We start from the raw sequence: 21649 nt of genomic DNA on the forward strand, positions 1-21649 counted from the left end.
GTGATCGCAACTCCATATCCAGTCATGCGGAGACACCCGTGCCTGTACGCAAACCCACGCTATTCGGCAAATACCGCGAAATCATCCTCGCGGTCGCTTTCTTCCTGCTGTTCGACCTTGGCGTCCTGATTCTCAATTTCTACACCTCGTTCCAGATCAACGAGGATGCGGTCGCCATCAACCTGTCCGGGCGCCAGCGGATGCTGACCCAGCGGATGACGAAATCGGTGCTCAACATCCAGTCGCTCCAGGTCGAGGGCGAGAGCACCGCCCCGGCGCGCACCGAGCTTGCCAACACCCGCGCGCTGTTCGACCGCACGCTGCTGGCCTTCACCAACGGCGGCGAGACCACCGGCGGCAATGGCCAGCCGGTCACGCTGCGGGCGGTCGAGTCGCCGGCCGGGCGCGCGGTGCTGACCAAGGCGCTCGGCATGTGGGCCGAGTACCAGAAGGTGACCGAGCCGCTGCTGGCCGAGAACTTCACGCCCGAGCAGCTCGAACAGGCGGTGCGCGTCACGCGGGCCGACAACGTCAAGCTGCTCGACGCGATGAACGAGCTGACCGGCGCGCTCGAAGCCGGCGCCTCGGATCGCGCGGCCTGGCTGCGCGCGGTGCAGGCCGGCGGGATGGCGCTGGCGCTGGCCAACTTCGGCTTCATCCTGCTCAAGTTCCTGCGCCGGCTGCGCGACAACGACGCGCGCATCGAGCAGGCCCAGCAGGAAAACCGCGAAATTCTCGACACGGTGAGCGAAGGTCTGCTGCTGCTCGACCGCGACTACCGCGTGGGCAGCCAGTTCTCGGCCTCGCTCAACACCATCCTCGGGCGCGATGTGCGCGGCGGCGACGACTTCGTGAGCATGCTGGGCGCGATGGTGTCGCCGGCGGTCCACGAGGCCACGCGCGAATACCTGGCGCTGCTGTTCGGCGACCGGGTGAAGGAAGCGCTGGTGCGCAGCCTGAATCCGCTCAGCGACGTGCCGGTCACGCTCGAACGCGGCGGCGCCGGCGCGCGGCGCTATCTCAACTTCGAGTTCCGCCGCGCGACCGTCGACGGCAAGGTCTCGCACCTGCTGGTGACCGTGGCCGACGTGACCGAGCAGGTCGAGCTGGCGCAGGACCTGGAAGAAGCCCGCAAGCGCGCCGCCAGCGAGGTAGGCGTGCTGCTCAACCTGCTGCGCGCCGAGCCGACCGCGCTGGCCGGCTATCTCAACGAGACCCAGGCCAAGCTCGAGCACATCAACGACGACCTGCGCGAACGCGCCGGCGACGACGATCCGCGCCGGCTCATCGACGGCATCTGCCGCACGGTGCACGGCATCAAGGGCGAGGCGGCGGCGCTCGGGCTCGACATGTTCCAGACCCTGTCGCACGACTTCGAGCAGCTGCTGCTGCCGCTGCGCGACGCCAGCAAGCTCGACGCCGATTCGCTGCTGAGCATTCCGGTGCGGCTGAGCGGCTTTCTCGAACGGATCGCGCTGGTGCGCGAAATGACCGCGCGCATCGACGAACTGCACCGCAGCGGTCAGGGCCTGGCCGTGACCGCCGCCAGTCAGCCGGACAGCGCGTCGGCCCAGCCGCTTGCGCCGGCCGACGTGGCCAGCCAGCTCGAACGCGTGGCGCGCAGCGCCGCCGACGGCCAGAACAAGTGGCTCAACCTGTCGATCGATGTCGACGGCCTCGCGCCGCTGCCGGCCGGCACCCGCAACGAGCTGCGCGACATCGCGATCCAGCTCATCCGCAATGCCGTCAGCCACGGCATCGAGACGCCCGAGGAACGCCGGCGCCGCGCCAAGCCGGCCACCGGCTCGGTCGAGGTGACCGCGCGCGCCCTGCCCGACTGCTACGAACTCACCGTGCGCGACGACGGTCGCGGCCTGTCGGCGGCCTCGGTCCGCGAGGCGCTGCGCGCCGCCGGCCGCTATTCCGAGGCCGAACTGGCCTCGCTCGACGACCGCGAAGTGCTCAAGAAGATCTTCGATGCCGGCGTCTCGACCGCCGCCGACCGCGCCGACACCCATGCCGGTCACGGCATCGGCATGGACCTGGTGCGCGACAAGCTCGCCAGGCTCGGCGCCCGCCTGCGCTGTTCCACGCGCGAAAACGAATACACCCAGTTCACGGTCCGACTGGCCAACTGAACGAAAGCCCGCATGCGACTGCTGATCGTCGACGACTCGAACATCATCCGCACGCGCATCGCGCGCGTTGCGGCCGACTGGCGTGCCAGCGAATTCATGGTGGTGGGCATGGCCCGCAACGGGATCGAGGGGTTGCGGCTGGCCGCCGCCCACCGGCCCGATGTGGTGACCATGGACCTGACCATGCCCGAAATGGATGGAATCGAATGCGTCGAGCGTCTCGTGGAGATGCTCCCCGAAGTGAAGGTGCTGGTCGTCTCGGCACTGTCCGACAAGGCCACCGCACTCCAGGCGCTCAAGCGTGGCGCCCAGGGTTTTCTGTACAAGCCGTTCACCGAAGCCCAGCTCGGTGCCGCGCTCACCGAACTTGTGAGCTGACGTGACTGAACTGAACGAAAAGGACATCCGCGTCTTCGTGAGCGCGGTCGAACGCTATTTCCAGCAGATCACCGCGACCGCGCCCACGCTGCGCTCGGCCTGGCTGTCCACCGGCGACAACGCGCTGCCGGTGCACGAGTTCACCGGGCTCATCGGCGTGAGCGGCGACTTCGACGGCGCCATCTACTTCTCCACCGGTCAGGCCACGCTCGAACACCTGCTGGTGTCGATGCGCGAACCGCTGCGCGACGAGGCCAATCTGCTCGACGCGGTCGGCGAGATCGCCAACACGCTGGCCGGCAATGCCCGCGAGTATTTCGGCGAGCGACTGGTCATCTCGGTGCCGATGTCGATGCGCGGCCCGTCGGCGGTGTTGCAGGCGCGTGCCTGCACCCATCCCTATGTGATCGGCGTGCAGTGGCAGCGCCATGAGGCGGTGCTGGTGGTGAACCTGGGGCGGCGCAACTGAGGCGGCAGCGGCTGCGTCGGGCCTGAGCGACAGCAAGCCGGCGCCGGCCGCGGCTTGCTAGGCTTGCCGCCCTTTTGCAGCCTGCACGGACGCCGCCATGTCAGTCACCCCGCTCATCACCTTTCCCGATACCGCCTGGGTCGCCGGCAGCGGCGCGCCCACGCAGGGCGCCGAAGCCCGGCTCGAAGCCGGCGCGGTGCTGGTGTTTCCGCAGCTCGCCTTCGTGCTGCGCGATGCCGAACGGCGCTTCCTCGATCCGCGCTGGGGCGACGGCAAGGCCAAGAACATCAGCCTGCGCAGCAGCAATGCCGAGCTGCGCGGCGCGAGCGGCAGCGAGGCCGACCGCGCCGAGCTGCGCGCGATGGTCGCCCGCTTCCGCGATCAGGCCACGGCGCTGGCCGAACGGCTGTTCCCGCACTACGTGGGCCAGCTGCGCATCGGCAACACCTCCTACCGGCCAGTGCCGGTCGAGGGCCGCGAAACCAGCTGGCGCAAGGACGACACCCGGCTGCATGTCGACGCCTTTCCGTCCAACCCGACCGGCGGCGTGCGGCTGCTGCGCGTGTTCACCAATCTCAACCCCAATGGCAAGCCGCGCGTCTGGCGCGTGGGCGAGGCGTTCGAGCCCTTCGCCCAGCGCTTCATGCCGCGCCTGAAGGCGCCGCTGCCGGGCTCGGCCGCGCTGCTGCGCGCGCTGCATGTGACCAAGGCGCTGCGCACGCCCTACGACCACTACATGCTCGGCCTGCACGACGGCGTGAAGGCCGATCTCGGCTATCAGCGCGACGCGACCCAGGCCACGGTCGAGTTCGCGCCCGGCACCAGCTGGGTGGTGTTCAGCGATCAGGTGCTGCATGCGGTGATGGGCGGCCAGTTCATGATGGAACAGACCTTCTATCTCGACGTGAAGCATCAGCTCGATCCGGCCACCGCGCCGCTGCGGGTGCTGGAGCGCATCGCCGGCAAGCCGCTGGTGGCGGCATGAGCGAGCGGTACCGGGCCGGACTCGGACTGCTGCTGTTCGTCGCCGGCCATCTGCTGCTGTGGGCGGTGCTGCCGGCGGCGCTCGGGCTCAACTCGCCCTGGGACAACATCGAGGAGCTGGTCTGGTCGCATTCGCTGGAGCTGGGCTACTACAAGCATCCGCCGCTGCCGTCCTGGCTGATGCACGGGCTGGTGGCGCTGGCCGGGCCGTCGCCGGGGCTGACCTTCTTCGCCGGCTCGGGCTGCGTGGCGGTGGCGCTGGCGCTGATGTGGCAGCTCGGCTGCGAGCTGCGCGACGGCGCCGACCGGCCGCTGCGCCCGACGCTGGCGCTCGGCGCGGTGCTGCTGTGCTCGCTGGCGGCCTACCACAACCTGCGCGGGCTCTACTTCAATCACAACGTGGCCCAGCTGCCGTCGCTGGCGGCGGCCTTCCTGTTCTTTCACCGGGCGCTGCGGCTCGGGCGCAAGCGCGACTGGCTGCTGCTGGGCGCGGCCTGCGGCGTGGCGCTGCTGACCAAGTACAGCGCGCTGCTGTTCTTCGCGAGCTTTGCGCTGCTGCTGCTGTGGGAGCGCCGGCTGGGCGAGGCGCGCCTCTGGCGCGGCATCGCGCTGGCGGCGCCGGTGACGCTGGCGGTGCTGGCGCCGCACCTCGCCTGGGGCTTCGCGCACGACTTTCCGACGCTGCACTACGTCGAGCATTCGGTCGGCGAGATGCACCAGAGCAACCGCTTCGTGAATCTGTGGGGCTTCACGTCGACGCAGGTGGTGCGGCTGCTGCCGGTGGCGCTGGGGCTGGGGCTGCTGCACTGGCTTGAGCGGCGCCGGAACGGTGAACCGGGCGCAGCGACCGCCGGCGATGCTGCGCCGGGATTGCCTGCGGCCCGGGGCAGCGACGGCGCGTCTGCCGCCACCAGCCTGGCCGCACGCCGCGCCGCCCTGCTCTGCGCCGCCGACCGCCGCTTCGTGCTGGCGCTCGGGCTCGGGCCGCTGCTCATCACGCTGGGGCTGGCGCTGTTCGGCGGCATGTTCATCGACAGCCCCTGGGCCAGCATGTACTTCCTGTTCGCGGGCTGGCTGGCGCTGCTGCTGTGGCCGCCGGCGGCGGTCGATGCCGGCGCGCGCGACGCCGGGCTGGCGCGGTTTGCCGGCGTGGTGCTGGCGATCCAGCTGCTGCTGGCGGTCGGCTATCTGCTCGGCAACACGGTGCTGCCCGACCGCTTCGGCCATCGCGGGCGCAGCAACTATCCGGGCGCGGCCATTTCCGCTGCCGCTGCCGCCGCCTGGGATGAAGACCGGCGCGGCCCACTGCGCATCGTGGTCGGCGACACCTGGCTGGCCGGCAACATCGCCATCCACCGCCAGCCGGTGCCGGCGGTGTTCATCGATGGCGACACGGTGAAATCGCCCTGGGTCGGGCCGGACGATGTGGCGGCCTGCGGTGCGCTCGTCGTCATCGACGACAGCCAGCGCGGCGCGAGCGGCGATCCGGCCGGTGCCGGCACGCTGGCGCTCTACGAGCGGACCGGCGCGCGCGGCGTCATCGAGCGCACCTGGGCCAACGACAAGCTGCCGCCGGCACGGCTGCGCTGGGGCGTCATCGAGCGCACGCCGGGCGCGCCGCGCTGCCGCTTCGACTGACGCCAGCCGCGCTCAGCGCAGCGCCAGATACAGCAGCCCGCCGATCAGCAGCCACTTGACGAGGTAATAGGTCGGCCGGCTGCGCTTCTTCAGCTCCTTGCCGATCACGCGGATCCTGTAGACCTGCGAGAACAGCCGGTTGATGAGGCCGATGCGCTCGCCCGGCACGTTCTGCGTCGCCGAGGCGCGCAGCAGCGTGATGCGCACCAGATGGTTGAAAGCGCGCGCCAGCGGATTGTTGAGCGGCCGGTCGATGTCGAGAAACAGGATCACCCGCGTCACGTCGGTCTTGTTGACCGCCGTGTGGATGTAGGTCTCATCGAACAGGATCGGCTCGCCGTCGCGCCAGTGGCGCCGCTCGCCGTCCACCTCGATGTAGCAGTCGGGCGAATTGGGCGTGACCAGGCCCAGGTGATAGCGGATCGAGCCGGCGTAGGGATCGCGATGGCGCGGCAGGCTCGCGCCCGGCGGCAGCACGGTGAACATCGCCGCCTCGATGCCCGGCACGCTCTCGAGCAGCGCCAGCGTCTTCGGGCACACGCTGCGCGCCGAGTCGAGCGGCTTGCCGTACCACTTGAGATAGAAGCGCGTCCAGCCGGTGCGAAAGAAGGAGTTGAAGCCGGCATCGGTAAAGCCGTCCGCCGCCTTGATCGCGCCTTCCTTGTAGGCCGCGACCGCCTCCTCGCGGATGCTTTCCCAGGCCGCCGTCACCGGTGCCAGCTGCGGAAAATCCTCGGCGCGCAGGAAGGGCGTGGCCGGCACCTTCGAGCACAGGTACATCACCGTGTTGATCGGCGCGGTGAAGGTGGAATGGTCGGTGAGCTGGCGCACGAACTTGTGCCGCACCCGGCCACGGAAATGCACATAGGTGGTCGAGGCGATGAAGATCGCCACCACCAGCCACTTGACCTGGAACAGGCCGGAAACGAACTCGGGCATGCGCCCCTCCCCGCAGCCCGCGCAGATGGGCCGGAGAACCCGGCGGCGGGCAGAAATGGACCGGCGAAAGCTCGCCCGTCACGGGTTGAAAACAGGGCGCGAGTCTAGCAATCGCGTCCTTCCGACCGGTTGACGGTCGTCAGTGCAAACAGGCGCATGCCGGCAACACCTTGCAGGTATCTTTCGGCGGTCGTCGACTCGCGGCCCGCCGCCGCAAGGTCATCCAGCGTGCATCCCAACTCGCCCCCGCCCCGCCATCTCCTCGTCGTCAAGCTGTCGGCGCTCGGCGACCAGATCTTCATGCTCGCCGCCGTGTCCGATGCGCTGCGGCGCTGGCCCGGACTGACCGTCGACTGGGTGGTCGACGAGCGCTTCGCCGCGATCCCCCGCCTGCATCCGGGCGTGCGCCGGGTGTTCACCGTGCCGCTGCGGCGCTGGCGCAAGGCGCCCTTGCACGGCCGCCACTGGCGCGAGCTGCTCGACCTGGTCGGCGGCCTGCGCGACACGCGCTACGACATCGTGGTCGACGGCCAGGGCATGTGGAAGAGCCTGTTCGTCACCCGGATGGCGCGCGCCGCCGACACCATCACCCACCATCCGTCCGACTGCGGCGAAGCGCCGAGCGCGCGCTTCTTCCGGCGCCGCGCGCCGGCCACGCCGCATCTGCATGGCGCGGCGCGGCTGCGCGCATTGATGGCCGCCGCGCTCGACAGCGATGCCGCGCGCGCGCCCGACTATGGTCTGGCCACCGTGCCGCTGCCGCCCGGCGCCGACGCGCCGCCAGCCGACTGGGCGCTGCTGCAACCGCATGCCTCGCGCGCGCACAAGCGCTGGCATGACGAGGAATGGATCGCGCTCGGCCGCGCCGTGGTGGCGCGCGGCCTGATGCCGGTGCTGCCCTGGGGCAACGATGCCGAACGCGCCGAATCCTCGGCGCTGGTGGCGGCCATCGGCGCCGGCGCCCGACTCGCGCCCCGGCTCGACATCGCCACCTGGACCGCCTGGCTCGGCAGCGCACGGCTGTGCGTCAGCACCGACACCGGGCTCGGCCACATCGCCTCGGCCTGCGGCGTGCCGACGCTGATGCTGTTTCGCACCGGGCCCGAGGCGGTGTTCGCGCCGGCCAATCCGGCGCGCAGCCGGGCGCTCGGCGGCGGCGGCCACTGGCCCGAGCGTGCCGAGGTGATGGCGGCGCTCGATCTGGCGCTCGGCGCCACGCCCGCCGCAATCCCAGCCGAATCGACCGGCGCAATCCGCGCCGAAGCCTGATTCCGGGCCGTCGCGCATAACCTCATTACCAATCGGTCAACCCCGGATACCGGCGGTCCGCAATAGGATGCCCCTGCCGATTTCAGGGAATTGATTTCCTGCCATCGGCCTCGCCCGATTCCCGCCGCAGCACAGGGAAAGGGGCCGGCGCCGCCACCGTCATTTCCGCATGACCGCGGCGGCATTCGCGCAGCCAGATCCGGCGCGCAGCCATTCGGGGCAGCCAAGATGACCGGTTCGATACCGTCCTATTACAGCCAGGAAGTGCACGGTCCATTCCAGACCTTCGAGCTCGGCAATTTCGTTCTCGAAAGCGGTGCCAGGCTGCGCAATGCCCAGCTGGCCTATGCCACCTTCGGCGAGCTTTCACCGGCACGCGACAATGCAATCCTGTTTCCGAGCTGGTATTCGGGCAGCAACAAGATTCTCGAACTGGCCTATCTCGGCAGTGGCCGCGCGCTCGATCCGGCGCGCTATTTCATCATCCTGGTCAATCAGCTCGGCAATGGATTGTCGAGTTCGCCATCGAATACGCCGTCGCCGTTCAATGCCGCGCGTTTCCCGACGGTTTCGGTTGGCGACGATGTCCGGGCCCAGCATCGGCTGTTGACCGAAAAATTCGGCATCGAGCAATTGCAGCTGGTGCTCGGCGGCTCGATGGGCGCGCAGATCACCTATGAATGGGCGGTGAGCCAGCCGCAATTCGTGCGCCGGGCCGCGCCGATCGCCGGCACCGCGCGCGCCACGCCGCACAACCGGCTGCTGGTCGAGACCTTCATCGAGGCCATCACCAGCGATCCCGCCTGGGACGGCGGCTGGTACGAGGCGAGTGCCAGCGTGCATCGCGGGCTGCGCCGGCATGCGCGGCTGTTCGCCGCCTCGGGCTTCACGCCGGCGCTTTTCAATCACGCGGGCTGGGCCGGATTGGGCTTTACCACCACCGACGATTTCCTCATCGGATTCGTCGAAAATCATTTTCTGGCGCAAGACCCGAACAATCTGATTGCGCTCGCGCGCAAATGGCAATCGGCCGATGTGAGTCGCCATGCCAATGGCGATCTGGCGGCGGCACTTGCGCGCATTCAGGCCCGCACCGCCGTCATCGCCATCGAGGAAGACGGCTTCTTTCCGTTCGACGACATCGTTGCCGAACAGACACTGATTGCGCGCAGCGAATTGCACCGCATTTCCTCGCGCTGGGGTCATCTGGCGCTGTTCGGCACCGATGCCGGCTACAACGCCAGCATCGATCGCATCCTGCTCGATCTGCTCGCGCAATCCTGATTCCGGCTTTTCCGTGCTGCCCGCACCATGGCTGCGGGTCGGCTTCCTGCGCCCTGCAACAATGGAGATTGCGTCATGTCCATCATCGATGAACCCAGGCCCGATATCGATCCTTATCCGCTCAGCGATTATGTTGCCTGGGCCGGAAGGCGCAATCGCGAGCCGATCCTGGAAACCTTCCGCGAAATCTTTCCGAAAAGTGGCACGGTGCTCGAACTGGCCAGCGGCAGCGGTTTGCACATCAATCATTTCGCGCCGCATTTCCCGGCGCTGCAATTCCAGCCGACCGATCTGAATCCCGACGTATTCGAATCGATCAAGGCCAAGCGCGCCGAACAGGGCAATGCCAATGTGGCCGATCCGTTCCGGCTCGACCTGACCGACCGCAGCACCTGGCCGGCCGCCGAGGCGCCGCTGTACGACGCGATCTTCGTCATCAACATCTTCCAGGTCGCGCCGATCTCGATCGCCGACGGCATCTTTGCGCTGGCCGAACGCACGCTGAAGCCGGGCGGTTTCGTGGCCGTGTACGGGCCGTTCAAGGTCGACGGCGACTACACGACCGAGTCGAACGCCGCCTTCGACCAGGAAATCCTGGCCGCCAAGGTGCCCGAATGGGGCCTGAAGGATGTGCGCGATCTCGACGCCGCCGCGCGCGACCACGGCCTGCTGCTGGCGCGCCGCATCGACCGGCCGGCGAACAATTTCATCCTCGTGTTCCAGCACCGCTGAGGCGCCGACATGGCAAGCGCGGTAGTGATTGGCGTCGGCCCCGAGGCCGGCCTGGGCGCGGCGCTGGCGCGGCGGTTTGCGCGCGAAGGGCTGGACGTGCTGGTGGCCGGACGCAGCCAGGACAAGCTCGATGCGGTGGTCGCGGCCATCCGCGCCGAGGGCGGCACGGCCGGCGCCGCGGTGCTCGACGCCAGCGACGAGCCGGCGGTGACGGCGCTGTTTGCCGGGCTGGCGCCCGAGCTGGTGGTGTTCAACGTCGGCGGCAATCTGGCCCGGCCGGCGCTCGACATCGACGGCGCCACCTTCGAGCGGTTGTGGCGCCAGAACGCGCTGGCCGGCTTTCTGGTCGGCCGCGAGGCGGTGCGCGCGCTGCTGCCGCAAGGGCGCGGCACGCTGCTGTTCACCGGCGCCACCGCCTCGCTCAAGGCGCGGCCGCCGTTCACCGCGTTTGCCTCGGCCAAGGCGGCGCTGCGCGCGGTAGCCCAGGGGCTGGCGCGCGAATTCGGCCCGCAGGGCATCCATGTGGCGCATGTCGTGATCGACGGCGTGATCGGCGGCGACTACGCGCGCGACAACTTCCCCGACTTCGTGCGCCACAAGGGCGAGGACGGCCTGCTCGCGCTCGACGACATCGCCGACGCCTACTGGGCGCTGCACCGCCAGCGGCCGAGTGCCTGGACCCATGAACTCGACCTGCGGCCGTTCAAGGAAGGCTTCTGAGCCGGCCGCCCAATCCCCCCCACCCAAGGAGCTTCCATGGCCAGCGGCCACGTCTTTCTCTATGCCGAGTACCAAGTGTCGATCCCGTTCAGCCAGATCGACTGGGCGCCGATCAACGTCGAAATGAAGAAGTTTCCCGGCCTCGTCTCCAAGACCTGGCTCAGCGGCATCAACACCCACAGCGTCGGCGGCTTCTACGAGTTCGAGTCGGCCGACAGCGCCCAGCAGTACATCGACGGGCTGCTGGTGCCGTTCGCGGGCCAGGTCAAGGGCAACCTGTCGGTGCGGCTGTTCAGCGCCGATGCCACGCGCGAGGCCAGCATCGGCATGAATTCGCCGTTCTTCGCGCGCGACTGAGCGCGGTTCGCATCGGGCCGGCGGCGGCGCTGGCAGAAGCTGCGCCGCCGCATGGCAATCGCCGGTCCCGGCGCCTAGACTCGCGGCCTTCCCACACTGCGGTGCCGCCATGTCCAGCCCGTCCGCGCCGAAATGGCGCTTTCGTCCGCGCCTGATCGACAACCTTGCCGGCTACAACCTCGCGCGCTTCGGCCGCGATTGCGCCTCGGGCGCGACGGTGGCGGTGGTGGCGCTGCCGCTGGCGATGGCCTTCGGCATCGCCAGCGGCGTCACGCCCGATGCCGGGCTGTTCACCGCCATCGTCGCCGGGCTGCTCATCAGCGCGCTCGGCGGCTCGCGGGTGCAGATCGGCGGGCCGGCTGGCGCCTTCATCGTGGTGGTGTTCGGGATCATCCAGCAGTACGGGCTGGCCAATCTGCTGATCGCCACCATGCTCGCCGGCGTGCTGCTGTTTGCCATGGGCGCGCTGCGGCTCGGCAATCTCATCCGCTTCATCCCGATCTCGGTGGTCATCGGCTTTACCAACGGGATTGCGGTGCTGATCGGGCTGTCGCAGCTCAAGGACTTCTTCGGGCTGGCGGTACCCAAGATGCCGGGCGAGTTCTTCGGCCAGATCCATGCGCTCTGGCTGGCGCGCCAGAGCTTCAATCCCTGGGCCTTCGGCGTGGCGCTCGGCGGGCTGGCGATCATGTTCACCTGGCCCAAGCCGCCATCGGCCGAGGCGCTGGTGCCGCGCTGGCGGCGCTTCGCGGCCATGCTGCCGGCGCCGCTCGCGGTGCTCATCGTCAGCACCGCGGCGGTGTGGCTGGCCGATCTGCCGGTGAGCACCATCGGCTCGCGCTTCGGCGGCATTCCGCAATCGCTGCCGGTGCCGGCGCTGCCCGACTTTGAATGGGCCACGGTGCGCCAGCTGTTCGCGCCGACCATCACCATCGCGCTGCTCTGCGCCATCGAGTCGCTGCTGTGCGCGCGCGTGGCCGACGGCCTGCTCGGCGAGCATCACGATCCCAACCAGGAGCTGATGGCCCAGGGCGTGGCCAACTTCGCCACGCCGCTGTTCGGCGGCATTCCGGCCACCGGCACGATCGCGCGCACGCTGACCAATGTGCGCGCCGGCGCCACCTCGCCGGTGGCGGGCATTGCGCATGCGGTGATCCTGCTGTTCATCGTGCTGGTGGCGGCGCCGCTCGCGGCCCATGTGCCGCTGGCCGGGCTGGCGGCGATCCTGCTGTTCGTGGCCTGGAACATGGGCGAATGGCGCGAGTTCCTGAAGGCGCGCCAGTTCAGCAACAACTACCGGATCATCCTGATCTCGACCTTCCTGCTCACCGTGGTGCTCGACCTGACGGTGGCGGTGGAAGTGGGTCTGGTGCTGTCGGCGGCCTTCTTCATCACCCGCGTGGCCTCGCTCACCGAGGCGGCGCCGGTCGAGCTGACGCCCGAGGAATCGGCCTACGGCCGGGTTGCGGCGGCGCGCATCTACGGCGCGCTGTTCTTTGGCGCGGTGGGCAAGATCGAGGCGCTGAGCAATGCCGCGTCGGCGCGCGTGGTGATCGTCGACCTGAGCCGCATGATCAATCTCGACACTACCGGCGCCGAGGCGCTGCGCGAATGGATCGAGAACCAGCGCCGCGCCGGCGGCGATCTGGTGCTGTACGGCGCCAACGCCCAGCCGCAGTCGCTCATGACCCGCTGCGGCCTGCTCGACGAACTGGGCGCCGACCATCTGTTGCCTGACCGCGCCGCCGCCCTCGCCCGCGCCTGGGAACTGGCCGGCGCGGCCGCCCCCTGAAGCTAGAATCGCCCGTTCACCGCCCCCGCAGAGACCGCCATGGAAACCTACACGTCCGACATCACGCAGTTCCTCAAGCAGCTCAAGCAGGCCAAGCCCTATCTGGACCAGGCCCAGCGCGACGGCCGCGCCCTGCTGTGGGAAAAGAACCTCGATCCGCAGGAGCAGGAAGCCTTCAGGCAGGCCCGCGTGGCGCAGAAGCCCTACGTCTACGGCTCCGAGCCCTGAGCCGTTTCCGCCGCCAGTCGCCGCCAGCCGTGTCCGCGCCGCTCGACGAAACCGCCCTGCACGCACCGCCGGCGGCCGACGGCCTGCCCGACACGGTGGACGGCCTGGCCTACGCCAAGCTCTACGGCGAGCCGCTGTTCAAGCTGCCGCAGGATGTCTACATCCCGCCCGACGCGCTTGAAATCTTCCTCGAAGCCTTCGAGGGGCCGCTCGACCTGCTGCTCTATCTCATCCGCAAGCAGAACTTCAACGTGCTCGACATCCCGATGGCGGATGTCACCAAGCAGTACCTCGGCTACATCGAGCAGATCCGCAGCCGCAATCTGGAACTCGCGGCCGAATACCTGCTGATGGCGGCCATGCTCATCGAGATCAAGTCGCGCATGCTGCTGCCGGTGAAAAAGGCCGACGGCGCCGACGAGGCCGAAGACCCGCGCGCCGAACTGGTCCGCCGCCTGCTGGAGTACGAGCAGATGAAGATCGCCGCACGCCAGATCGACGAACTGCCGCAGCTCGGCCGCGACTTCTGGCGCGCCGAAGCCGTCATCGACACCAGCACCGCCGTGCGCCTGCCCGACGTCAATGCCGACGACCTGCGCCAGGCCTTCGCCGACATCATCCGGCGCGCAAAACTGGTGCAGCACCATCGCATCACGCGCGAGGAACTGTCGGTGCGCGACCACATGAGCCAGATCCTGCGGCGGCTGCAGGACAGCCGCTTCGTCGAGTTCACCGAGCTGTTCCTGCATGACGACCGGCTGGTCGGGCGCGGGCCGGCCATCGTCGTGGTGCATTTCGTGGCCATGCTCGAACTGGCGCGCGAGTCGCTCGTCGAGATCACCCAGGCCGAGGCCTACGCGCCCATCTACGTGCGCCTCGGCTACCGGCCCAGCTGACGAGGCCGCCATGACCGCACGCGATCCCCAGCCCGACGCCGCCGCGCGCGCCGCTGTCATCGCCGATGCGGCCCGGCTCGACGCGCTGCGCGAGGCCGATCTGCTCAATGCCGCGCCCGAAGCCAGCTTCGACCGGCTGGCCCGGCTGGCGGCCCGGCTGCTCGCGGCGCCGGTCGCGCTCATCAACTTCGTCGATGTCGACCGCCAGCTGCTCAAGAGCGCGATCGGCATGGAGGGCTGCCTGCCGGCCTCGCGCGAGTTGCCGCTGGTCGCCGGCTTCTGCGAGCGCGTGGTCGAGACCGGCCGGCCGCTGGTGCTCGACGACGCCCGGCTCGATCCGCAGCTGGCGCAGAGCCTGCCGGTCTGCCAGCTCGGGCTGATCGCCTATTGCGGCGTGCCGCTGGCGCTGGCCGACGGTCGCGTGCTCGGCGCCTTCGGCGTGGCCGACCGGGTGCCGCGCCGCTGGACGCCCGAGCAGCTCGCCGATCTGGCCGATCTGGCCGGCGCCGCGCTCACCGAGATCGAGCTGCGGCGCCAGCTCGGCGCCCAGCGCCGCACCAAGCAGGCGCTGCGCCGCTCGCAGGACCAGCTCGAGCATGCGACGCTGGCCGCCAATGTCGGCCTGTGGTTCTGGGATCTGGCGACCGACCGGCTCGACTGGACGCCGCAGTGCAAGCGGCTGTTCGGCCTCGACGACGCCGCCGAGATCGACTACCCGGGCTTCCTGGCCGCGCTGCATCCGCAGGACCGCAACGAAGTCGACGGCGCGGTCCATGCCGCGCTCGCCAGCGGCCAGCCCTATCAGGCCACCTTCCGCAGCGTCTGGCCCGACGGCAGCGTGCACTGGCTCAATTCGCGCGGCACCGCACTGCCCGGCGACAACGGCCAGCCGATCGCCATGACCGGCGCGGTGTTCGACGTGACCGCCGGCAAGCATGCCGAGCTCAAGCTGCGCGCCTCCGAGCACGGGCTGCGCGCCATCAACGACAGCCTGCAAAACCAGGTCGAGGCGCGCACCGCCGAATTGCAGAACCTGTCGCGCCATCTGCTGCATGTGATCGAGAACGAGAAGTCGCGCCTCGCCTCCGAGCTGCACGATGAACTCGGCGCCTATCTGACCGTGCTGCGCATGGACCTGGCCGCGATCCAGCGCGGCCTGCGCAGCGATGCGCCGGCGTTGCTGCCGCGCCTCGACCGGGCGCTGGCCACGCTGGCCGAGACCACCGACATCAAGCGCCGCATCGTCGAGGGCCTGCGCCCGAGCCTGATCGACACGCTCGGGCTGGAGAAGGCGCTGCAAATGCTGGTCGAGCAGTTCGCCGCCGGCAGCGGCCTGAGCTGGCAGCTCGACGTGGAGCCCGAGCTGCCGCTGCTCGACGAACACCGCGCGATCGCGCTCTACCGCATCGTGCAGGAGGCGCTCAACAACAGCGCCAAGTACGCGCGCGCCCGGCGCGTCGGCGTCGATCTGCGCGAAGTGGCCGGCGGCCTGCGCCTGACCGTCACCGACGACGGCTGCGGCCTGCCCGAGGACTGGCGCGGCCGGCCCGGCAGCCACGGCATCGCCGGCATGCGCCAGCGCGTCGAGTTCTTCGGCGGGCGCTTCGAGATCGGCCCCGGCCCGAAGGGCGTCGGCACCCAGATCGTCGCCAGCGTGCCGCGCGGCGATCTCACCCTGCCCTATGTCGCCCAGGCCGCCAGCCCGGCGCCCGAGCTGCCCGATCCGCTGTTCCCGCCGCTCGACTTCGGCGGCGGCAATGCCTGATCGCGCCACGCCGGTCGGGCCTGCCAGCCTCCTCGCCGCCAGCGTCGCCGAGCCGCTGCCGCGCACGCCGCTCGCCTTCATCTGGCGCTTCGTCTGCCGGCGGCCGTGGAGCTATGCCGCGCTGCTGCTGCTCGAAACCCTCCAGGCCGGCTGCGGCATCCTCATGCCCTGGGCGCTCGGCGAGGTGGTGCGCGCGGTCACCGGCGCCGGCTCGGCCGCCGAAGCCTTCGCGCGCATCGACGGCCCGTTCGGCTGGTTCGTCGCGCTCAGCCTCGGCGAGGTGGTTGCCAGCCGCAGCAGCGGGGCGCTGTTCCTGTGGCTGTTTCCGCGCCAGCGTCAGGCCATCGCCCAGGCGATGGCGGCCTGGCTGCAAGGCCATTCGCACCGCTACATCCACGACAACTTTGCCGGCGCGCTCGCGCACCGCATCGGCGAGACCTCGCTCGGCGTCAACCAGACGCTCGGCCTGCTGATGTTCGACTTCTGGCCGATCGGCGTGGTGTTTGGGGTGTCGGTCGTGCTGCTGCACCGGGCCAATGCCGGGCTGGCGCTGTTCGTGTCGCTGTGGATTGCCGGCTTCGTGCTGGCGTCGTGGTGGCTGGCGACGCGCTGCCAGCCGTATGCGGTGGCGGCATCGGCGGCGCGCAGCGAAACCAACGGCCGCCTCGTCGATGCGGTCAGCAATCTGACCAGCAGCCGGCTGTTCGCGCGCTTTGGCCATGAGCGCGCGCTGCTGGCCGAGCAGTACCGGCGCGAGCTGCGCGCGGTCACGGTCTCAAACCGCTATGCCGAGGGCGTGCGCTGGTTCCAGTTCCTGGCGGCGGCGGCGCTCAAGATCGGCATCCTGTGGTACGCCATCCGCCTGTGGCGCGACGGCGCCATCGGCGTGGCCGACTTCGTCACCGTCACCGGGCTGGCGCTGCTCATCATCACCGAGGCGCGCAACCTGAGCCGGCGTTTTCTTGAGCTGTTCGAGTACTCGGGCAACGTCGCCAACGGCGTCAACAGCATCGCCAGGCCGCATGAACTGGTCGATGCGCCGGAGGCGCGCGACATCCCGGTCAAGCGCGGCCAGATCGAGCTGCGCGAGGTGTGCTTCGCCTATGCGCACCGGCGGCTCGGCGAATCGGACGGCGATGCCGAGCATGCGCGGGCAGCGCAGGCGGCGCGCGCGCCCGACAGCGTCGCCGCCAACGATCCCGACGCGAGCCATGCCGACTATGTCTTCGACCGGCTGTCGCTCACCATCGCGCCGGGCCAGCGCGTCGGGCTGGTCGGCAGCTCGGGCTCGGGCAAGTCGACGCTGGTCAATCTGCTGCTGCGGCTCTACGACCCGCAGGCAGGTGCGGTGCTGATCGACGGCCACGATCTGCGCGAGTTCACGCAGGACTCGCTGCATGCGCAGATCGGCCTCATCCCGCAGGACCCGAGCCTGTTTCACCGCAGCCTGCTCGACAACATCCGCTACGGCCGGCTCGATGCGACCGACGCCGAGGTGGCGGCCGCCGCGCGTCAGGCCGAGGCGCACGACTTCATCGCCGAGATGAAGGAAGGCTATGCATCGATGGTCGGCGAGCGCGGCGTCAAGCTGTCGGGCGGCCAGCGCCAGCGCATCGCCATCGCGCGCGTGGTGCTCAAGAACGCGCCGATCCTCATCCTCGACGAGGCCACGGCGGCGCTCGACTCGATCACCGAGCAGGCGATCCAGCGCACGCTCGACACGGTGATGCGCGGCAAGACGGTGATCGTGGTGGCGCACCGGCTGTCGACCATCGCCCATCTCGACCGCATCGTCGTGTTCGACCACGGCCGCATCGTCGAGGACGGCACGCATGAGCAATTGCTGGCCCGGCGCGGCGCCTACTGGCGGCTCTGGAGCCGGCAGGCCGGCGGCTTTCTCGGCGAGAGCTGAGCCAGGTACAAACCGGTTCAGCTCGGTGTCGGCGTGCCGTTGAGACGATCGACCTTCACGAACACCTTGCGCGCGTGCGCAACGAGCTGGTTGTCGGTCGGTTGGGCCAGCGTCTCGACCGCGACGATCTTGTTTTCGAGCGCCGGACGGTGACCGCGTGCCCAGGCCGCGAAATCGGCCGGCGCCCCCGCGGCACCCGTAACCAGCACTTCCGATGCATCTTCAAGCGCGTTGCCCACGTCGGCGAAGAACGCGTTGACATCGCTTTGCTGCGGATGACGGGCATGTTTGCCGCGCAGCTTCAGATGCACGGCGTCGGCCGCATTCGCGTCGAAATGCAGCACATGGGCCTGGGCATGGTCGAGCCAGATGACGGCGTGGAAGGTGCTCATGGAATCTCCGGGTTCATCGAGGGTGGCGCGGGCGATTGCCCCTGCCTTCGATTCCATGCTGTTCCCGCGCGGCCGCGCCATGCTTGATGCGCAGCAAGCCGCTCAGGGCTGGCGTTGCGCCACGGCAAACGGCGCCGTCAGATCGGATCGAGCTTGGCGACGGCGAGCGCCAGCCACTTGCTGCCGGCGCTGCGGAAATTGATCTGCGCCCGCGCATCGCTGCCGCTGCCCTCGATGCCGATCACCACGCCCTCGCCGAACTTGGCATGCCGCACGCTCTGGCCGATGCGCAGGCCACTGCCGGCGGCATGCTGCTTCTGCACCCAGCCCGGCACCGGGCCGCCGCCGGTATCGGGGATGTCGGCGCGCCGGGCCGCCTTGGCGTCGTACTCGCCCAGCTCTTCCCAGCCGGTGGCGCGGGTCTGCTTCCAGTCCTGCCTGATGCCGGCCTTGTAGGCGCCGGCCTGCTGCTGCGCCGTGCCCGACAGCCTGGGCGTGAGCCACTTGCAGCAGCCCTCGGGCAGCTCGCCCAGGAAGCGGCTGCGCAGGTTGTAGCGGGTCTGGCCGTGCAGCATCCGGGTCTGCGCATGGCTGATGTAGAGCCGCTCGCGCGCCCGCGTGATGGCCACGTACATCAGGCGCCGTTCCTCCTCAAGCCCGGCGGTTTCCTGGGCCGCGTTCTCGTGCGGGAACAGGCCCTCTTCGAGCCCGGTGAGGAAGACCACGTCGAACTCCAGCCCCTTGGCCGCATGCACGGTCATGAGCTGCATCGCGTCCTGGCCGGCCTCGGCCTGGTTGTCGCCGGCTTCAAGCGAGGCATGCGACAGGAAGGCGGCCAGCGGCGCGATCGGCACATCGACCACGCCGTCGGCATCGACGGCAAACGCGGCCGGCGCCTCGGCCGGCGCTTCGCCCTCGGCCAGCGCCTGCTGCTCGCTGCCCGACAGCGCGCGCGGCCCGGCGATGCCGCTGACCATGCCGTCGTCGCTGATGAACAGCGCGGCGGCATTGACCAGTTCGTCCAGATTCTCCAGCCGCTCCTGGCCTTCCTTCTCGGCCTGGTAATGCGCGCGCAGGCCGCTGGTATCGAGCATCTGCTCGACGATTTCGGGCAGCCGCAGCTGCGCGGTCTCGAAGCGCAGCCCGTCGATCATCTTCACGAAGTTGCCGATGCTGCTGCCCGCCTTGCCGGTCAGAAACGGCACCGCCATGTGCAGCGAGCATTGCCGCTCGCGCGCGATGTCGCTCAGCTGCTCGACCGAGCGCGCACCGATGCCGCGCGTCGGGAAATTGACCACCCGCAGGAAGGCGGTGTCGTCATGCGGGTTGTCCATCAGCCGCAGATAGGCCAGCGCGTGCTTGATCTCGGCACGCTCGAAGAAGCGCAGGCCGCCGTACACGCGATAGGCAATGCCGGCCTTGAACAGCGCCGCCTCGATCACGCGCGACTGCGCATTGCTGCGGTAGAGCACCGCGATCTCGCTGCGCTTCTTGCCCGTGCCGATGAGGTTCTGCGCCTCGTCGACCAGCCATTGCGCCTCCTGCAGATCGGTCAGCGCCTCGTAGATGCGCACCGGCTCGCCGTGGCCGCGCGTGGTGCGCAGGTTCTTGCCCAGCCGGTTGCCGTTGTTGGCGATCAGCTCGTTGGCGCAGTCGAGGATGTTGCTGAACGAGCGGTAGTTCTCTTCGAGCTTGATGAGGTGCTGCACGCGGAAGTCGCGCTCGAACGCAGCCATGTTGCCGACGTTGGCGCCACGGAAGGCATAGATGCTCTGGTCGTCGTCGCCCACCGCGAACACCGCCGCATGCTTGCCGAGCAGCTTGAGCCACTTGTACTGGAGGTTGTTGGTGTCCTGGAACTCGTCCACCAATATGTGGCGGAAGCGGCGCTGGTAATGCTCGCGCAGCGGCTCATTGGCCAGCAGCGTTTCGTAGCTGCGCAGCAGCAGCTCGGCAAAGTCGACCACGCCTTCGCGCTGGCATTGCTGGTCGTAGAGCGCGTACAGCTCGACAAACTTCTTGCTCTGCGGATCGTGGGCCGGCGTCTTCTCGGCGCGCAGGCCCTCTTCCTTGCAGTTGTTGATGAAGTGCTGGAGGTTCTTGGGCGGATATTTCTGGTCGTCGACGTTCAGGCCCTTGAGCAGGCGCTTGATGGCCGAAAGCTGGTCGGCGCTGTCGAGAATCTGGAAGGTCTGCGGCAGGCCCGCATCGCGGTGATGCGAGCGCAGGAAGCGGTTGCACAGCCCGTGGAAGGTGCCGATCCACATGCCGCGCAGGTTGATCGGCAGCATGCCGCCGAGCCGCATCAGCATTTCCTTGGCCGCCTTGTTGGTGAAGGTGACGGCGAGCAGCCCGCTCGGGCTGACGCGGCCCTGCTGGATCAGCCACGCAATCCGCGTGGTCAGCACCCGCGTCTTGCCCGAGCCCGCGCCGGCGAGGATCAGCGCCGGTTCGTCGGGCAGGGTGACGGCGGCGAGCTGTTCTTCGTTGAGCTTGTCGAGCAGATGGTCGGGATACATGGGCGGCTTGGGCGGCTTGCGGCCACTGGATAAAAAATCAGCCGCCGATTATAGGAGCCGCCTCCCGCCCGACCGCGCCGGCGCGCCATGCGGTCGCCGGCCGGTTCCGCGCCTGCTTCCTACAGCCAGCCCTTGGCCTTGAGCGCCGCCGTCACCGCATCGGCGATGGCCTTGTGGCCGCGCGTGGTCGGATGCTTGTCGTCGGCGAAGGCATAGGTCTGGTCGGCGCCGGTCGCCACCAGCGTGGCGGCCGAGCACAGCAGCGAGGTGCCCTGCGTGAGCGTGGCATTGCAGGCGGTGGCGCTGGTGTTGACGAAGCCGTACTTGCCGGGATTGCTCAGCTCGTCGTTGAGCAGCGCATAGCCGTCGACGATCACCACATCGAGCTTCTGCGTGGCGATGGCCTGCTGGAGCGCGGTGTTGAACTGCACCACCAGCGCATTGATGAGCGCCTGGGCGCTGGCGCCCGCCGCCACGCCGTAGGGCGCGCGGCCCACGTCGGGGATGAGGAAGGTCACCACGTACTTGCCGCCGGTGGCGAGCACGCGGGCAATCTGCGCGGCCTGGTCGTTGGCGGCGGTGGTCACCTCGGCCAGCGCCGTGGCCTGCGATTCCTGGCTCTGGAGCACCAGGCTCGCGTGCCAGATCACGTCGTTGCTGCCGCCGAGCAGGAACACGATGTCGTTGGCGGTGAAGTTGCCGCGCGCCAGTTGCGCGTCGAGCTGCTTGCCCTGGGGCACGGTCATCGGGCCTTGCGTGGCGTCGCAGCTGTCGCTCGCGGCCACGTACACGCAATCGACGCCGGGCTGCTTGCTCACGCGCGAGCCGCCCTGGGCATAGCCGTAGCCGCCGGCCACCGTCACCGGCACGCCGAAGCCGCCGGTCTGCCAGGGCTTGATGCTCAGGCCGAGCGTGGTCGCCACGTCCTCGACCCAGATCGGCCCCGGATTGGTCGTGAACTTGCCGCCGCCCACGCTGGCCACCGCCGGCGCATAGCTGCCCACGTCGGTGAGGCTGTCGCCGAAGGCGATCACGCGGTTGAAGGTGGGCTTGGTCGTCATCGCCACCGTGCCCGAATCGCCGCAGGCGGCGAGCGAGGCAAGAACGGTGGCTGCGAGCAGCGCGCGCAAACGGAAGGGGAATGGCATGGCGGGCTCCGGGGCTCTTGTTGGAAGCCGCCGACCATACCCCCGGCGGGTGAAGGCGCGCATTCGCATCGGCACCGACGCCGCCGGCG

At 69.2% G+C, this 21649-nt stretch carries 19 protein-coding genes; 15 read left to right on the forward strand and 4 right to left on the reverse strand.

Features of this window, described 5'->3' with window-relative positions; all coding sequences use genetic code 11:
- Positions 1-38 precede the first annotated feature (38 nt).
- The 5 genes from B9P64_RS00730 (at position 39) to B9P64_RS00750 (ending at position 5607) form a co-directional block, all read left to right on the forward strand.
- Positions 39-2138 carry a type IV pili methyl-accepting chemotaxis transducer N-terminal domain-containing protein gene (locus tag B9P64_RS00730; protein WP_176256673.1) on the forward strand — a complete coding sequence of 700 codons (2100 nt, stop codon included), beginning with the start codon at positions 39-41 and terminating at the stop codon, positions 2136-2138.
- Positions 2139-2150: 12 nt separating this feature from the next.
- A complete protein-coding gene (locus B9P64_RS00735) occupies positions 2151-2516 on the forward strand; it encodes a response regulator transcription factor (protein WP_085314359.1) in 366 nt (121 codons plus the stop codon).
- A 1-nt stretch (position 2517) separates the two neighbouring features.
- A complete protein-coding gene (locus B9P64_RS00740) occupies positions 2518-2985 on the forward strand; it encodes a chemotaxis protein CheX (protein ID WP_085314360.1) in 468 nt (155 codons plus the stop codon).
- A gap of 97 nt (positions 2986-3082) precedes the next feature.
- Positions 3083-3970: a Kdo hydroxylase family protein gene (locus B9P64_RS00745; RefSeq protein WP_085314361.1), complete on the forward strand. Its 888-nt coding sequence runs from the start codon at positions 3083-3085 to the stop codon at positions 3968-3970.
- Positions 3967-5607, forward strand: coding sequence for a glycosyltransferase family 39 protein (locus B9P64_RS00750; protein ID WP_085314362.1), 1641 nt, complete (start codon positions 3967-3969; stop codon positions 5605-5607). The genes B9P64_RS00745 and B9P64_RS00750 overlap by 4 nt, the downstream gene beginning before the upstream one ends.
- Before the next feature lie 12 nt (positions 5608-5619).
- On the opposite strand, the gene B9P64_RS00755 is transcribed toward B9P64_RS00750, so the two are convergent.
- Positions 5620-6546, reverse strand: a complete 927-nt coding sequence (locus B9P64_RS00755; RefSeq protein WP_085314363.1) for an aspartyl/asparaginyl beta-hydroxylase domain-containing protein — start codon at positions 6544-6546, stop codon at positions 5620-5622.
- A 228-nt stretch (positions 6547-6774) separates the two neighbouring features.
- On the opposite strand from B9P64_RS00755, the gene waaC reads away from it, so the two are divergent.
- From waaC to B9P64_RS29155, 10 genes are all read left to right on the forward strand, one after another.
- On the forward strand, positions 6775-7815 hold the full coding sequence (gene waaC / locus B9P64_RS00760) for a lipopolysaccharide heptosyltransferase I (RefSeq protein ID WP_176256674.1): 1041 nt from the start codon (positions 6775-6777) through the stop codon (positions 7813-7815).
- Between the two features lie 228 nt (positions 7816-8043).
- Positions 8044-9099 carry an alpha/beta fold hydrolase gene (locus B9P64_RS00765; RefSeq protein WP_085314365.1) on the forward strand — a complete coding sequence of 352 codons (1056 nt, stop codon included), beginning with the start codon at positions 8044-8046 and terminating at the stop codon, positions 9097-9099.
- A 75-nt stretch (positions 9100-9174) separates the two neighbouring features.
- Positions 9175-9831 (forward strand): DUF938 domain-containing protein, encoded by a 657-nt coding sequence (locus tag B9P64_RS00770; protein ID WP_085314366.1) that lies wholly within the window; start codon positions 9175-9177, stop codon positions 9829-9831.
- Positions 9832-9840: 9 nt separating this feature from the next.
- Positions 9841-10551 (forward strand): SDR family NAD(P)-dependent oxidoreductase, encoded by a 711-nt coding sequence (locus B9P64_RS00775; RefSeq protein WP_085314367.1) that lies wholly within the window; start codon positions 9841-9843, stop codon positions 10549-10551.
- 36 nt (positions 10552-10587) lie between these two features.
- Positions 10588-10908 carry a YdhR family protein gene (locus tag B9P64_RS00780; protein ID WP_085314368.1) on the forward strand — a complete coding sequence of 107 codons (321 nt, stop codon included), beginning with the start codon at positions 10588-10590 and terminating at the stop codon, positions 10906-10908.
- Between the two features lie 109 nt (positions 10909-11017).
- Positions 11018-12700: a SulP family inorganic anion transporter gene (locus B9P64_RS00785; RefSeq protein WP_085314369.1), complete on the forward strand. Its 1683-nt coding sequence runs from the start codon at positions 11018-11020 to the stop codon at positions 12698-12700.
- A gap of 39 nt (positions 12701-12739) precedes the next feature.
- Complete coding sequence (locus tag B9P64_RS00790; RefSeq protein ID WP_085314370.1) at positions 12740-12928, forward strand: DUF3460 family protein; 189 nt, start codon at positions 12740-12742, stop codon at positions 12926-12928.
- A 29-nt stretch (positions 12929-12957) separates the two neighbouring features.
- The gene (locus tag B9P64_RS00795) at positions 12958-13824 is read left to right on the forward strand and encodes a segregation and condensation protein A (protein ID WP_139826067.1); all 867 of its coding nucleotides are present in this window, start codon (positions 12958-12960) and stop codon (positions 13822-13824) included.
- Positions 13825-13834: 10 nt separating this feature from the next.
- Positions 13835-15589, forward strand: a complete 1755-nt coding sequence (locus tag B9P64_RS00800) for a PAS domain-containing protein (protein ID WP_085314371.1) — start codon at positions 13835-13837, stop codon at positions 15587-15589.
- On the forward strand, positions 15582-17501 hold the full coding sequence (locus tag B9P64_RS29155; protein ID WP_328589840.1) for an ABC transporter ATP-binding protein: 1920 nt from the start codon (positions 15582-15584) through the stop codon (positions 17499-17501). Before B9P64_RS00800 ends, B9P64_RS29155 begins: the two co-directional genes overlap by 8 nt.
- 17 nt (positions 17502-17518) lie before the next feature.
- Here the strand turns inward: B9P64_RS29155 and B9P64_RS00810 are convergent, their stop codons facing one another.
- From B9P64_RS00810 to B9P64_RS00820, 3 genes are all read right to left on the reverse strand, one after another.
- Positions 17519-17950 carry a hypothetical protein gene (locus tag B9P64_RS00810; protein WP_139826068.1) on the reverse strand — a complete coding sequence of 144 codons (432 nt, stop codon included), beginning with the start codon at positions 17948-17950 and terminating at the stop codon, positions 17519-17521.
- An 80-nt stretch (positions 17951-18030) separates the two neighbouring features.
- Positions 18031-20412: a UvrD-helicase domain-containing protein gene (locus tag B9P64_RS00815; RefSeq protein ID WP_085314373.1), complete on the reverse strand. Its 2382-nt coding sequence runs from the start codon at positions 20410-20412 to the stop codon at positions 18031-18033.
- A 119-nt stretch (positions 20413-20531) separates the two neighbouring features.
- On the reverse strand, positions 20532-21560 hold the full coding sequence (locus B9P64_RS00820; RefSeq protein WP_176256675.1) for an SGNH/GDSL hydrolase family protein: 1029 nt from the start codon (positions 21558-21560) through the stop codon (positions 20532-20534).
- Positions 21561-21649: the final 89 nt, after the last annotated feature.

The organism is Derxia lacustris, assembly GCF_002105195.1.
Taxonomy (GTDB): Bacteria; Pseudomonadota; Gammaproteobacteria; order Burkholderiales; family Burkholderiaceae_E; genus Derxia; species Derxia lacustris.